Origin of the sequence: Gordonia shandongensis DSM 45094, assembly GCF_000423025.1 — a bacterium.
In the GTDB taxonomy this organism is placed as follows: domain Bacteria; phylum Actinomycetota; class Actinomycetes; order Mycobacteriales; family Mycobacteriaceae; genus Gordonia; species Gordonia shandongensis.
Map to the genome: position 1 here is coordinate 1 of NZ_AUHE01000005.1, position 13,618 is coordinate 13,618.

Annotated in this window: 15 protein-coding genes, 1 tRNA gene and 1 pseudogene; 8 read left to right on the forward strand and 9 right to left on the reverse strand. The window is 67.4% G+C overall.

The genetic code is table 11. The annotated features are described in order from the left end of the window. Positions 1–239, reverse strand: a pseudogene (locus G528_RS16795) (IS256 family transposase); the annotation flags it as partial. Positions 240–372: 133 nt separating this feature from the next. On the opposite strand from G528_RS16795, the gene G528_RS18950 reads away from it, so the two are divergent. Continuing rightward, positions 373–840, forward strand: a complete 468-nt coding sequence (locus G528_RS18950; protein WP_084638107.1) for an ArgP/LysG family DNA-binding transcriptional regulator — start codon at positions 373–375, stop codon at positions 838–840. A gap of 72 nt (positions 841–912) precedes the next feature. Here the strand turns inward: G528_RS18950 and G528_RS0107700 are convergent. After that, a tRNA-Ser gene (locus tag G528_RS0107700) sits at positions 913–1,000 on the reverse strand. A gap of 76 nt (positions 1,001–1,076) precedes the next feature. Between G528_RS0107700 and G528_RS0107705 the strand changes: the two genes are divergently transcribed. Beyond that, the gene (locus tag G528_RS0107705) at positions 1,077–2,042 is read left to right on the forward strand and encodes an NAD(P)H-quinone oxidoreductase (protein WP_026918467.1); all 966 of its coding nucleotides are present in this window, start codon (positions 1,077–1,079) and stop codon (positions 2,040–2,042) included. 18 nt (positions 2,043–2,060) lie between these two features. Here the strand turns inward: G528_RS0107705 and G528_RS0107710 are convergent, their stop codons facing one another. Both G528_RS0107710 and G528_RS0107715 read right to left on the reverse strand, forming a co-directional pair. Then, positions 2,061–2,555 (reverse strand): MarR family winged helix-turn-helix transcriptional regulator, encoded by a 495-nt coding sequence (locus G528_RS0107710; RefSeq protein WP_035719392.1) that lies wholly within the window; start codon positions 2,553–2,555, stop codon positions 2,061–2,063. A gap of 110 nt (positions 2,556–2,665) precedes the next feature. Beyond that, positions 2,666–3,862: an aminotransferase class V-fold PLP-dependent enzyme gene (locus G528_RS0107715; RefSeq protein WP_026918469.1), complete on the reverse strand. Its 1,197-nt coding sequence runs from the start codon at positions 3,860–3,862 to the stop codon at positions 2,666–2,668. 107 nt (positions 3,863–3,969) lie between these two features. Between G528_RS0107715 and G528_RS0107720 the strand changes: the two genes are divergently transcribed. The 6 genes from G528_RS0107720 (at position 3,970) to G528_RS0107745 (ending at position 9,192) form a co-directional block, all read left to right on the forward strand. Continuing rightward, entirely contained in the window at positions 3,970–4,551 is a 582-nt protein-coding gene (locus G528_RS0107720) for a bacterial proteasome activator family protein (RefSeq protein WP_026918470.1), read from the forward strand. 22 nt (positions 4,552–4,573) lie between these two features. Continuing rightward, a complete protein-coding gene (gene wzm, locus G528_RS0107725; RefSeq protein WP_026918471.1) occupies positions 4,574–5,437 on the forward strand; it encodes a galactan export ABC transporter permease subunit Wzm/RfbD in 864 nt (287 codons plus the stop codon). 19 nt (positions 5,438–5,456) lie between these two features. Next, positions 5,457–6,266 (forward strand): galactan export ABC transporter ATP-binding subunit Wzt/RfbE, encoded by an 810-nt coding sequence (gene wzt, locus G528_RS0107730; protein ID WP_026918472.1) that lies wholly within the window; start codon positions 5,457–5,459, stop codon positions 6,264–6,266. Further along, on the forward strand, positions 6,263–7,180 hold the full coding sequence (gene glfT1 / locus G528_RS0107735) for a galactofuranosyltransferase GlfT1 (RefSeq protein ID WP_026918473.1): 918 nt from the start codon (positions 6,263–6,265) through the stop codon (positions 7,178–7,180). Before wzt ends, glfT1 begins: the two co-directional genes overlap by 4 nt. 47 nt (positions 7,181–7,227) lie before the next feature. Beyond that, a complete protein-coding gene (locus G528_RS0107740) occupies positions 7,228–8,106 on the forward strand; it encodes a TIGR03619 family F420-dependent LLM class oxidoreductase (RefSeq protein ID WP_026918474.1) in 879 nt (292 codons plus the stop codon). Between the two features lie 63 nt (positions 8,107–8,169). Continuing rightward, the gene (locus tag G528_RS0107745; RefSeq protein WP_026918475.1) at positions 8,170–9,192 is read left to right on the forward strand and encodes a fused (3R)-hydroxyacyl-ACP dehydratase subunits HadA/HadB; all 1,023 of its coding nucleotides are present in this window, start codon (positions 8,170–8,172) and stop codon (positions 9,190–9,192) included. A gap of 10 nt (positions 9,193–9,202) precedes the next feature. Here G528_RS0107745 and G528_RS0107750 read toward each other — a convergent pair whose 3' ends face one another. The 5 genes from G528_RS0107750 to G528_RS16805 all read right to left on the reverse strand — a co-directional run bounded on the left by G528_RS0107750 (position 9,203) and on the right by G528_RS16805 (position 13,490). Continuing rightward, entirely contained in the window at positions 9,203–10,381 is a 1,179-nt protein-coding gene (locus G528_RS0107750; RefSeq protein ID WP_026918476.1) for a DUF6297 family protein, read from the reverse strand. After that, positions 10,378–10,986, reverse strand: coding sequence for an ABC transporter ATP-binding protein (locus G528_RS0107755; RefSeq protein ID WP_026918477.1), 609 nt, complete (start codon positions 10,984–10,986; stop codon positions 10,378–10,380). The genes G528_RS0107750 and G528_RS0107755 overlap by 4 nt, the downstream gene beginning before the upstream one ends. Positions 10,987–11,040: 54 nt before the next feature. Beyond that, a complete protein-coding gene (locus tag G528_RS0107760) occupies positions 11,041–11,379 on the reverse strand; it encodes a hypothetical protein (protein WP_026918478.1) in 339 nt (112 codons plus the stop codon). 38 nt (positions 11,380–11,417) lie between these two features. Then, positions 11,418–11,849, reverse strand: coding sequence for a GtrA family protein (locus G528_RS0107765; RefSeq protein WP_084638116.1), 432 nt, complete (start codon positions 11,847–11,849; stop codon positions 11,418–11,420). A 132-nt stretch (positions 11,850–11,981) separates the two neighbouring features. Then, positions 11,982–13,490 (reverse strand): HNH endonuclease signature motif containing protein, encoded by a 1,509-nt coding sequence (locus tag G528_RS16805; protein ID WP_051198532.1) that lies wholly within the window; start codon positions 13,488–13,490, stop codon positions 11,982–11,984. Positions 13,491–13,618 lie beyond the last annotated feature (128 nt).

Sequence of the window (13,618 nt, forward strand, 5' to 3'; positions counted from 1 at the left end):
GGCACCGCACCAGCAGCGGTCATCACCTCCCGCTCGTTGTGGTAGCCGTTACGCACCACCAGCCGGCGACCGTGCTCATCGACCTGATCGGTGAACTGATCGACATAGGCAGCGACCTCGGCCTGCAGGGCTGCGGCGAGCATCTGCCGGGCCCCGTCGCGCACGATCTCATCGAGGATCGACCGGTGATCGTCGTTGGACTGGTTGGAACCATCAGGGGCGTTGACTACCGTGAGCACGAGGCGTGCCTTTCCGCCAGCGCTGCAACGCTGACTTGATCAAGTGACTACCGGGATCATTCTGCGGGAAGGCACGCCCTCCCAGATCCACAGGTCTTGATCATTCCTCCGAGACCAGCGCGACACGGCGTCCCTGCTCCGATCCGGTGCGGTCGTCGGTGCCGTCACCGAAGTTCAAACTCCTGTCCAAGGATGTGCCTCACGATGGCTTCGGGACATGGAGTACCGGGCGTGTGCGTCGCCCGGGCTCCTCGAGGAGTTTCAGGTCTCGACGGACCCTCCCTGGGACAAGCTCCCCGTCGTGCAGTTCGATCAGGCCGACAACCTCACCGCTACATTTCTCGAGCAGCGAGGCGTGGATCCTCATCACCCGCCGGTCCACTACATGCCGTCTGCGAGCGACCTCACCGAGTCGGTAGTCGCCGGCCTCGGCTGGTCACTACTTCCGAAATCACACGTCGAGAGCCACCCGGGAAGCCTCGTGGAGATCCCCGGTAACGCAGTTCGAGTACCTCTGTTCTGGCAGTCGTGGCGAGTTCAGACCAAGCACATCACTCTGCTATCAGCAGCCATCCATGCCGCCGCGCAGCTACCCGACTGAATCAATCTGGCACATTCTTACCCTGAACTGGAATCGCGACATCGTAGGTGAACGATGTCGCGACTCATCACATGGCGGAAGCGGAGGGATTTGAACCCCCGGAGGTTTTACCCTCGCTCGCTTTCAAGGCGAGTGCATTCGGCCGCTCTGCCACGCTTCCCTGGCCGCCCAGATTAGCGCATCGCCGGCCGGCGCCGACCCGTGCCCGGGCGGTGTGTTCCTGCCACACTGGAGGCATGCGTGCCATCGACACCTCCGACTCTCTGGTCGTCACCGACGTCCCCGAACCCGAGCCCGCCGCCGGAGAGGTGGTGATCGACGTCGTCGCCGCCGGCGTGAACCGGGCCGACGTGATGCAGCGCGCCGGCCTCTACCCGCCGCCGCCGGGAGCGTCGTCCATCCTGGGCCTCGAGGTGTCGGGCACGGTGAGCGCCACCGGAGACGGTGTGAGCGCCTGGTCCGTCGGCGACCCCGTGTGCGCACTGCTGGCGGGCGGCGGCTACGCGGAGAAAGTCGCGGTGCCCGCCGAGCAGCTGCTCCCGATCCCGCGTGGCATCGACCCGGTCGACGCCGCGGGCCTCCCCGAGGTCGCGTGCACGGTCATGTCGAATGTCGTGATGACCGGCCGCCTGTCCCCCGGCGAACTGTTCCTCACCCACGGCGGCACGAGCGGTATCGGCACCCACGCCATCCAACTGGCGCGCGCGATGGGCGCCCGCGTCGCGACGACGGCACGCAACGCGACGAAACTCGCGGCCGCCGAGGAACTCGGCGCACAGATCCTCATCGACTACACCGCCGACGACTTCGCCGACCGCGTCCAGGCCGAGGGCGGAGCCGACGTGATCCTCGACATCATCGGCGCCAAATACCTGGAGAAGAACGTCGCCGCACTCGCCCTCAACGGGCGACTGGTGATCATCGGGATGCAGGGCGGCGTCAAGGCCGAACTCAACATCGGGGCGCTCATGGCCAAACGCGGGTCGGTCATCGGCACCACCCTCCGGTCACGCCCGACCTCGGGCACCGCCGACTCGAAAGCGGCCGTGATCACCGAGACAGTCGCACGGACCTGGCCGCTCATCGAGGCCGGCACCGTCAAACCCGTCATCGACTCCACATTCCCGCTGGCCGACGCCGACGCCGCGCACCGACGATTGAACTCCGGCGACGCCGTCGGCAAAGTGCTGCTGACCCTCTGACGTCAGACCGTCAGACCGTCAGAACTCGTCGCTCTGCAGGATCTGATCGCCGATCGTGGCGAACGCCGCACACAGTTGACGGAAATGCTCGGGCTCGAGGGCGTCGACGATGAGGCGACGGACAGCGCGATCACGCGCCGCGAGCGTCGGCGCGACCGCCTCGCGGCCCGCATCGGTGATCGCCACCCACTTCTGGCGCCCATCCTCCTGGCTCTCCACCCGGACGGCGTAACCCCGCTCGAGAAAACGACTGACCTGCCGCGAAACGGTGCTGAGACCGATCTGGGTGGCGTCGGCGAGGTCACTGATCCGCAGCTTCGGCGCCGACACGAGCACCTCGAGCAGCCGCCAATCAGCGGTCGACAACGTCGACCCCCGGTCGATCTCGCGGAACAGTGCTCGATACAGGATCCAGCCGCCGCCGACGAACTGCGACCACATCTCTCGCTGCTCGGGAGTCAGCGACGGCCCGGCCGAGCCGTCCTCGGCGGTGCCTCGCTCAGCGTCAGGCACGATCGCACACTCCCACACATCACCATCGGTCCCCGCGGGGATCTGTCGGCACCGAACCTTACCGAGCAGTAGCCGATATGGAAACTCGATGTACCTCGATCCGACGACCGTCAGCCGAACGACCCGAGGACGCGGACGAGCTGATCCACCTCGTACGGCGTCGAGTACGGCGCCAACCCGACCGTCACGGCGCCGCCCGCGTCGTCGACGCCGATCGTCTGCAACGCTCGGCTCGGATAGTCGTGCAGCGCGGCGATCCCGTTGTCGGTGAGGCGGGCGCAGACATCGGACGCCGCGATTCCGTCGACCACGAAACTCACGACGGGAACGCGGTGCGCCGCCGCCCCGATCACCCGGAGGTTCGGCATGTGATCGAGCGAATGCACGAGATACACCAACAGCCGGTGCAGGTACTCGTACGTCCCACTCATCGACGCCAGGATCCGGTCGCGCCGGACACCCGACGCCTCGGTGTCGAGCCGGGCGAGATGATCCACCGACGAGACGAGACCCGACAGCAGAGCACCCGGCAGCGGCTCCGGCTCCAACCGTTCGGGACCGTGCGCCGACGGCCACGCCGACACCCGGGTCAGCAGGCTGAGCTGGCCCGGATCGGCGAACGCCAACGCCGCGACGCGCGGTCCGCCCCACCGTTCGGCACTGACCAGGACGGCGTCGGCCCCCAATTCGTCGATCGACAGCGGCACGTACGCCGCGGCCGTCGTCGCATCGACCAGCAGTCTGGCCCGCGTGGCGCGCGCATGACCGGCGATGGGACCGATATCGGTGACGGCACCGGTCACCGACGACGCGAGCGTCACCGCCACCACCGACGTGTCATCGTCGACGAGATCGGCGAACTGCCAGGTCGGCAGCGTACCGTCCTCGATGTCGACCTCCGCCCACCGCACATGCGTGCCGTGGCGACCCGCACCCGCGAGCAGCGGAGCGAGCACCTCGTCGTCATCCGACCGCGACACCACCAGGTTGCGGTCGAGCCACGCACCGAGCGGTAGCGCGTCGACGAACGCCGACACCAGCGCCGACCTCGACGGGCCCAGGACGACACCGGCCGGGTCGGCGCCCAACAGGTCGGCCACCGCCGACCGCGCATTCGCCAACGCCTCGGCCGCGGCGCGGGCCTGCGGACTCCGCGTCCCGGGCAGCGAGGGCAGCGCACGGAAACCGGATGACACCGCCGAGGCGACGGAGTCCGGGATCTGCATGCCCGCCTGCGGGTCGAGATAGATCCAGCCGTCACCCAGGGTGGGGAACAGTCCTCGCACGGAGGCGACGTCGAACGGCATGCGGACCACGATACTGGCGCCCCCTCGCCGCGCACGGAAACGGGCACACCCGGCCCGCGAACAGCGGTCGGCCCGACGATCCGACGCGAACGAGGCACAATGGGTCCATGCATCCGACCATGTTCGGCGCGCCCACTCCGGGCGGCCCCGGCGATCAGTCCGACCCGCGCGTCGGCCCGACCGGCCCCGACGACGAGTCCATCGTGGTGCTCGGCACCGCCGGCGACGCGGCGCAGACCGAGTCCGATGACGAGCAGGGCCAGCCGTTGGCGTCGATGGTGGAACAGCCGGCGAAGGTCATGCGGATCGGCACGATGATCAAACAGCTCCTCGAAGAAGTTCGGGCCGCACCCCTCGACGACGCCAGCCGCAACCGGCTCGCGGAGATCCACCGCAGCTCGATCGCCGAGCTGGCCGACGGGCTGGCGCCCGAACTCCGCGACGAGCTCGACCGCCTCGCGTTGCCGTTCTCCGACGACGCCACCCCGTCCGACGCGGAACTGCGGATCGCGCACGCACAGCTCGTCGGGTGGCTCGAGGGACTGTTCCACGGGATCCAGACGGCGTTGTTCGCCCAGCAGATGGCGGCCCGGGCGCAGTTGGAGCAGATGCGGCAGGGCGTGCTTCCGCCCGGCGCCGCACTGCCCGACGGCGATCATTCGGGGCACGGCACGGGCCAGTACCTCTGACTCGCTTGTATGCTGAGGCGTTGTGTCAGCCGTAGTCGACGACAGCGGAATCCCGCCCGCCCCCACAGTCTCGGACTCGAAGACGCTCACCCGCGGCGTCAAGGACCTCCGTGACGGATTCCGCAACCGCGAACTGTGGCTGCATCTGGGCTGGACCGACATCAAACAGCGGTACAAGCGCTCCGTCCTCGGCCCGCTGTGGATCACCATCGCCACCGGCGTCACCGCCGTCGCGATGGGCATCCTCTACGGCGCCCTGTTCGGCATGGAGATCGAATACTTCCTGCCGTACGTGACCCTCGGCTTCATCTTCTGGGGGTTCATCGAGACGACGATCCTCGACGGTTCGGTGGTGTTCTCCACCAACGAGGGCCTCATCAAACAGCTGCCGGCCCCGGTGAGCATCCACGTGTATCGGATCGTGTGGCGCAGCCTCATCATCTTCGCCCACAACGTGGTGATCTACCTGATCATCCTGGCCGTCTTCCCGCAGCCGCTGGACTGGTCGGTCCTGCTGGTGATCCCCGCGATGTGCCTGTTCATCCTCAACGCCGTCTGGGTGACCATCGTCTTCGGCATCATGTCGACCCGCTTCCGCGACATCGGCCAGCTGCTGTCGACGATGATCCGGCTGGTCTTCTTCATGACGCCGATCATCTGGTCGGCGAAATCGTTGGAGAACGCGTCGGCCGGCCTGTCGGGTCGGGCACGGTTGGCCGAACTCAACCCCATGTACCACTACCTCGAGATCGCCCGAGCACCGCTGATGGGGCAGTCCGTCGCCTGGCACCACTGGGTCGTCGTCGTCGGTTGCACGCTCGTCGGCTGGGCCGCCGCACTGCTGGTGATGCGCAACTTCCGTTCGCGCGTGCCGTACTGGGTTTAAGCGACGTGTAAGGGACATCATGGCTAAATCAACCGACATCCGAGTCGACACCTGGGACGCGGGCATCGACTTCCCGATCTTCGACGCCAAGACCCGATCGCTGAAGAAGGCCGTCCTCGGGGCGGCGGGCGGCGTGATCGGCGCCAACAACTCCAAGACCGTCGTCGTGGAGGCGCTGCGCGACATCAACCTCCATCTGGAGCACGGTGCGCGCGTCGGCCTCGTCGGCCACAACGGTGCGGGCAAGTCGACCCTCCTGCGGCTGCTGTCGGGCATCTACGAGCCGACGCACGGGTCCTGCCGCGTTCAGGGTCGCGTCGCACCGGTCTTCGACCTCGGTGTCGGCATGGACCCGGAGATCTCCGGTTACGAGAACATCCTGATCCGCGGCATGTTCCTCGGCATGAGCCGTCGCGAGATGTTGAAGAAGACCGACGAGATCGCCGAGTTCTCGGAGCTCGGCGACTACCTCAACATGCCGTTGCGCACCTATTCGACGGGTATGCGGGTGCGGTTGGCGCTGGGGGTCGTGACGTCCATCGATCCGGAGATCCTCATCCTCGACGAGGGCATCGGCGCGGTGGACGCCGAATTCATGAAGAAGGCGCGCGTCCGGCTGCAGGCGTTGGTGGAGCGGTCGGGCATCCTCGTCTTCGCCAGCCACTCCAACGAGTTCCTCGCCCAGCTGTGCGACCGTGCCCTGTGGATCGACCACGGGCGCATCCGGATGGACGGCGGCATCGAGGAGGTCGTGGGCGCGTACGACGGCCCGGAGGCCGCCAAGAGCGTCCGCAAGGTCCTCGCCGGCGTCGAGCTGGACAAGGCGTGAGCGGCGTCGGGCCCGGCGGCGAGCGGATCGTCGGCGTCGTCGTCACCCACCGTCGACGTGACCTGCTCGCCGAGTCCCTGGCGGTGTTGTCGTCGCAGGAACGCCAGGTGGATCATCTGGTCGTCGTCGACAACGGCGCCGAAGCGGAGGTCGGCGAACTCGTCGCGGCGCAGCCGATCCCGACGACCTATCTGCCGTCCCAGCACAATCTCGGCGGGGCCGGCGGTTTCGCCCTCGGCATGCTGCACGCCCTGTCGCTCGGCGCCGACTGGGTGTGGTGCGCCGACGATGACGGCCGGCCGGAGGGGCCCGCGGTTCTCGGCACCCTCCGCGAGTGCGCCGCCCGTCATGGTCTGGGGCAGGTCTCGCCGGTGGTGGTGAACATCGCCGCACCCGACGATCTGGCCTTTCCGCTGCGTCGCGGTCTGGTGTGGCGGCGGAAGCGTTCGGAGCTGTTCGCGCCCGGGGAGTCCGACGACCTGCTTCCGGGGATCGCGTCGCTGATGAACGGCGCGCTGTTCTCGGCGGAGACCCTGGAGGTGATCGGGGTCCCCGATCTGCGCCTGTTCTTCCGCGGCGACGAGGTGGAGATGCACCGGCGTCTGGTGCGATCGGGCATCGCCTTCGGCACCTGTTTGACGACGGCGTATCTGCATCCGGACGGCAGTGACGAGTTCCGGCCGATCCTCGGCGGACGCATGCACACCCAGTACCCGGACAACGAGGTGAAGCGGTTCTTCACCTACCGCAACCGCGGCTACCTGATGAGCCAGCCCGGGATGCGTCGGCTCCTTCCCCAGGAGTACGCGCGTTTCGCGTGGTACTTCCTCGTTCAGCAGCGGGACGTCGCCGGTTTCCGCGAGTGGCTGCGTCTGCACCGGCTGGGGCGCGGTGAGCGTTTCACTCGGCCGTAACGGCCGATCCACACCCCACTTCTAGAACTTGTTCTAGTGTGGGTGGCGTGCGATTCACGTATGCCGAAGCCATGACCGACTGCACCTACTACGCGCCGCTCGCGCAGGCGGCCGAGGCAGCCGGGTTCGCGGGAATGACCGTGCCCGACTCCATCGCCTACCCCGAGGAGTCGGACGCCAAGTACCCGTACACACCCGACGGCAATCGCGAATTCCTCGAGGACAAGGAGTTCATCGAGACGTTCATCCAGGCGGCGTCCCTGGGCGCCGTCACCAGCACGCTGCGGTTTCTGCCGTTCGTCCTCAAACTCCCGATCCGACCGCCGGTGCTCGTCGCGAAACAGGCGTCGTCCGTCGCCTACCTCACCGGGAATCGCCTGGCTCTCGGCGTCGGCTCGAGTCCGTGGCCCGAGGACTACGAGATGATGGGCGTCGACTTCGCGCGGCGCGGTCGACGGATGAACGAGTGCATGGACATCATCCGCGGCCTCACCTCCGGCGGATACTTCGAGTTCCACGGCGAGTTCTACGACATTCCGCGCATCAAGATGTCGCCGGTCCCGACCGAACCGATCCCCCTGTTGGTCGGCGGGCATGCGGATGCCGCGCTCAAACGGGCTGTGCTCCGCGGCGACGGCTGGATGCACGGCGGCGGCGACCCCGCCGAACTCGACGCCCTTCTCGACAAGATCGCCGCGATCCGCAAGGCCGAAGGCAAGCAGGACGACCCGTTCGAGATCCACGTGATCTCGATGGACGCCTACACCGTCGACGGCTGCCGCCGACTGGAGGACAAGGGCATCACCGACGTGATCGTCGGTTTCCGTCTCCCCTACGTCGTCGGCGCCGACACCGAACCCCTCGAAACCAAGATCTCCCACCTGGAACGGTTCGGCGAGAAGGTGATCTCGAAGGTGAACCCGTGATCCGATCGGATGGCCGGGCCCCGTCGTGACTCGGCTCCATTGCACGTCAGGTACGTTAATCGAATGACCAGCGGGGAGATGACACGTGCGGAGGCCATCGATCGGGCGATCGGTCGGGTCTACACGACTGCTGACTATTACGAGGTGGGACGGGAGAAGGTCCGCGAGTTCGCGCGAGCCCTCCACGACGACAATCCAGTTCACTGGAACACCGACAGCGCCCGAGACGCCGGGCACTCGGCGTTGCTCGCCCCGCTGACGATCGTCGCGATCATGGGAGCGAAGGCCCAGACCCAACTGCTCGAGAAGTCGGTTCCCGGCGATCTGCTGAAGTCCGGGGTTCTGCAGATCGATCAGCGGTTCGCCTTCCACCGCCCGATCGAAGCCGGCGACAAGCTGTACTGCGACGTCTCACTGGAGTCGTATCGCACCATCGCCGGCGCCGATCTGTTCACCGTGAAGACGCTCGTCCGCGACGCCGAGAAGGGCGTCATGCAGGAGTCGTGGACGTCGCTGGCCGGCCCCGGGGAGGACGCCGACCGGCTGCCCGACGACTTCGAGGACATCGTCGCGGGGGTCCTGTTCACCGGCGGTGACCAGCACGTGCAGCCGTTGGTGCCGACCGAGGCCGAGACGGCCCCCGAGGAGTCCGGCATCATCTGGCCGACGATCCCGTTCGAGGACCTCGCCGAGGGCATGTCCCTGCCCACACGCCGTCAGCACTTCACGCGCGGCGACGTCATCAACTACATCGGCGTCTCGGGAGACCCGAACCCGATCCACCACAGCGACGAGGTGGCGCGGGCCGCCGGCCTCGACACCGTGGTCGCGCAGGCGATGCTGACCCTCGGGACCGCCGCCGGATACCTGACCTCATTCGTCGGGGACCCCGCCGCATTCCGCGAACTCACCGCCCGATTCACCAGTCCCGTCTACGTCCCGGCGGAGTCGCCCGCCGTCGTCGAGTACACGGCCAAGGTGAAGTCGCTCGACCCCGCCACCCGGCGGGCCACCATCGTCTTCGGCGCCTCGCTCAACGGTAAGCGCGTCTTCGGACGCTGCACCGCCGTCGTCCAGTTCTCCTGAACGACAGCCATCACACGGCGACGGAGAGGACAGTCGCCGTCACCACTGCAGCAAGTGGACCGCGCGCCATCGTGGCCAGAACACCGGGTTGCACAGCCGCACCGAGGGCCGGTTCGATCACCGAAACCGAGTCATACGGCAGTGGGCCGCGGGTTCCACGCCGCAACACTGCAGCCACCGATCCGACGACGAGCACGGCCATTTCCGTAGAACCGAGCTGCCAAGCAGCACCGACCGCGACGGCTGCCGCCACCGTGGCGGCAGCCGGCACCGCGCAGTGACTGAGGATGAGGCTCCGGTCCGAGATGCCGAACGACCGACGCAGCACCGGACTCTCCGAGAGGAGACGTAATCCGCCACAGAACGTCACGCCCGCCAGATACACAGCGACCACCGGTACCGCTCCAGCAGCGGCATGCACCGTGAACAGGAGTGGAACCGCCACCCCCACGGCAACCGCTGCCGCGAATCTCCCCCACCATTCCGGATGTCGAGCCGCGCGAGCGAGATCTAACCGGAACGCTACAACGAACGGAGACATCCCGGCTGTCACCGATCGAGCATGCGTCCGCCGAGCCTGCCATCGAGTGATTCGCGCATGGTCGATCCACGAGAGGTCCATCAGCTTTGTAGCCAGCTCGAGTGCAGACGCGTAGCCGTCGCCGGGCGCGAACGTCCTCCGATGGAGACGACTCGGGTGCGGGCTCCACGGCCGACGAACGGTTCCGACCTTACGGTCGTGAAGGGTCTGGGCCATGAACGCGGCCAGCATCCCGCCCGCAGCGGCGCTAGGCCCCGCAATGATCGGGGCCGCCGCGATATCCGGCATGACGAGCGCTGTCAGGCCTCCTGCGAGGGCGCCGATCACAACTAACCAGACGGACGGACGGATCAAGGTGACCGCGAGCGCCTCGTCGCGACCCCGCGGTCCCGACAATCGCCACCGAGCTTTCTCCGGTGACACCCGGACGGGCCCCCATGTGACGGCGAACCGAAATACCAGCGTGAAGAGGAGTACGGCGAGCATCGCCACGACAACCCACTGCACCTCTCCCCCGGAGTCGCGCACCGTCACGATCTCGGCCACGGTGTCGGGCGTGAGGAACGACAGCACCAAACCGAGCATGATGCCCCCGTACAACACGACGTCGTAGACCACCGACAGCACCCGTCGCAGAGCCGCGATCATCGCGTCAACTCCAGAGTCTGGTCCGCACATCGAGCCGTCAGCGTCTCACTGTGTGTAGCGATGAGGATCGCCCGGTCAGCAGCTGCGGCATCGAGCACCTTGTTCGCCAGCCAATCCTGACCATCAGCGTCCAAGCCTCGTTCGGGTTCGTCCAGCACCAGTAGGCCGGTCCGCAGCATGAACACGGACGACAGCGCGAAACGCTGCCGCTGTCCGGTGGACAACGTGTGCGGATAGCGGTCTGCCAGATCTCCGATACCGGCGTCGGAGAGTACGGCGTGAGCATCGACCGACAGTCCGTACGACGCCGCACGCAACCGAAGGTGTTCGGCGAGGGTCGCGTCGAAGAACACGGCCCTGTCACCGAGTTCTGCCGCGACCGCTCGTCGGAAGCCGACGGAGCGATCGTCAGGCGCCGAGCCGTCGACGCTGATGCTGCCCTCGTCGAGAACGTCCTCATCGAGAACGCATCGCAGCAGAGTACTCTTGCCGACGCCGTTCGGGCCGACGACGGCGACGCATCGGCCGCGCGGAAGATCGATATCGAGATCATGAAACAGGGTCTGCATGCCGATTCGACGGCATGCACCACGGATGGTGAGCATGAGTGGTCCTCACAGGAGCGGCCATACGGCCGGAGATCGTCAGACGGGCACGGGTCAGCCCGCGATCACCGGCGCTCTCGGCTCACTGAGATTGATCACTCGCTGTTGGGATGCTGAATCGAGCGGTTCCAGGCTCCGTGGGCGAGGCATGCCGGGTTGACGCCTCGCTGCAACCTGACGCACTCGGGCCAGGACGGCAAGCACCGTCACGAGGCGGCGGTCGACCTTGCCGCTCGCGACAACCGCAGCCATGAAGACGACCGCGATGAGTGCCGGAATCAGGGCCGGTGTGCCGTCGATCAGATCCGACCACCGGGCCGCCAAAGCAGCGATCATGGCCAGCGCGAAGTACGCGGGCAGAGAGCGCGGGGCGCCATGATCGTCGCGGAGCATGCAGCCCAGTTTAGCTGCCGGCTGCCACAGCGCCGGGCTCAGCGAATCCGGAAGATCACCGCGCGCTGCACCACGAAGTTGATGACGGTCGCGATTCCCTGGGCGATCACGAAGGCGATCGCACTGTAGAGAGCCGTCTCCTCCCACAGATGAGACAGCCACTGGTAGACACCGACATTGACGCCGAAGGTGACCGCATACAGCACGACGACGGCGATGAAGCGCGCCGTACTCGGCTCGGCACGGAACGTCCAGCGACGGTTGATCAGGTACGCGATGGTGGTGCCGAGAATGAAGCCGCACGCCTTGGCCCACGCGGGCGCCCACCCGACGCCGTACTGCAGCAGGTACGTGAGCCCGAAGTCGAAGACCGCAGACAGGACACCCGTCGCGATGAAACGCATGATCTGCGTGCGCAGGTCGACGTCGGTCGACGCCTCCTCGTCGTCCAGGGGCAATTCCATCGGCATCGGAGCATGCCGAGTGGAGAAGTCCTCGTGCGACGGGTCGGGGTTCACGGACTCTTCAGCTGCCACCCCGCAAGCCTAACGGTTACCGGCCACCGGATATCGGATGCACGGCCGCCCGTGCACGGCCACGGATCAGCCCGGCGGATCCGACGACGATGCAGGCGGCCCCGACTCCGGATCGGGCCTCGGCGCCGGGAGCAGTTCTGCGTGGTGGATGGTGTTGATCTGCCACCGATGAGGGCTCCCGGTGCCTGGTGGTGTCGTTGGTGTTGCGGTGGTCGGTGTGACCGGTCGCCAGTGGACGCGTCCGGTGTGAGGGCCGGTGGCCGCGATGCGGGTTTCCCATTGACCAGGACCGGTACCGACGGTGCGGTTGTGGCTGCCGCAGGCCGCGCCGAGGTGGTCGATGTCGGTGGGGCCGCCGTCCTGCCAGTCCGGGAAGTGGTGCGCTTCGGTGCGGGCGAAGGGTGCTGCGCAGCCGGGGGCGGTGCAGCCGCGGTCCCGCGCGAAGAGCATCAACCGTTGCGCGCGGGAGGCCAGGCGGCGCCCGCGTCCGAGATAGAGGGGCTCGCCGGTGGTGTGGGCGAACACCGCCAGGTGCGGGGTCGCGTCGGCGGCCAGGCGCACCAGTTCGCTGATCGGTATCCGTGTTCCGGTGGCGGTCAGGGCGATGCCGGCGTGGGCGGCCAGTTCGGCATCGGTGATGGTGACCACGAGTTCGGAACGCAACGACCCCGACGCCGGGGATTGTTGGCGGGCGAGGATCAGGAGGGCGTGCAGGGCGTCGTGGTTGCGTTGCATCGGGGTGCGGTCATCACGCTCGGCCGCCGCAGCCACCACGGCCGGGTCGGCCGATTCCACCGCCCCGGTCGGGGAGGCGGGATCATCGGGATTGTTCATACCCGGGGCGGCCCAGGACTGCAGCATGACCTCGAGGTCGGCCCGCAACCCCGGGGTGAGCCGGGTGCGGAGTCTGCTCATCAACTGTCGGTCTTGCGGCATCAACGCCAGACCGCGCAGGCGGCGGCGGTCGCGATCGTCGGTGAGCTGCCCATCGGGATCCAGATGCGCCAGCAGACGCACACCGGCGGTGCGGACGCCGGCGGGAGTCAACGTGCGTGCCACGGCCGCGAGCTGGGCTTCGGCACCCTCGCGGACGTCGGTGGTGACGGCGGCGGGGATGCGGGTCAAGACGGCATCGATCTCCAAGACGTGATCGACCCCGATCGCCCCGTCGGCAACCGCCACGGCAGTGGCCGGACACCGCGGTTCGAGAGTCTGACCTTGCATGCTGGTGAACCGTCCGATCGCCGCGGCGGCGACCCGGCGACGCCTCGCCGCGCCGTCACCGACCCGCAGACCACCCGAGAGATACGCATGCAACGACAGGTAGCCGGCCGTGCGGTAGGCACCCCGATCGGAGATCTCCACCAGCACCGCCGCATCAGCGGCATCGAACCGGCGCCGCGCCTGCTCCAACGACTCCGCCGCCGCCAACAACTCACCCTCGGTGGACGCGGCCAACGGTAGTGCGGCCAACTTCACCGCGACCGCATTCGCAACAGCCGCCAGCGCGACCGGATCATCAGGCAGCAGGGCATCCAGATCGGGTGAGGCCGGCGCAGCGATGATCGTCGTCACGACCCCCACCCCCTAGCGTGTTCCTGCAGCTCACCGCTGCTATTGAAGCTGTGACACAACACTAACAAGACCCTCTGACATTTCCGGTCCGCTCAGCCCCGAGGCCGCGAACGACGTCGCGCACCACC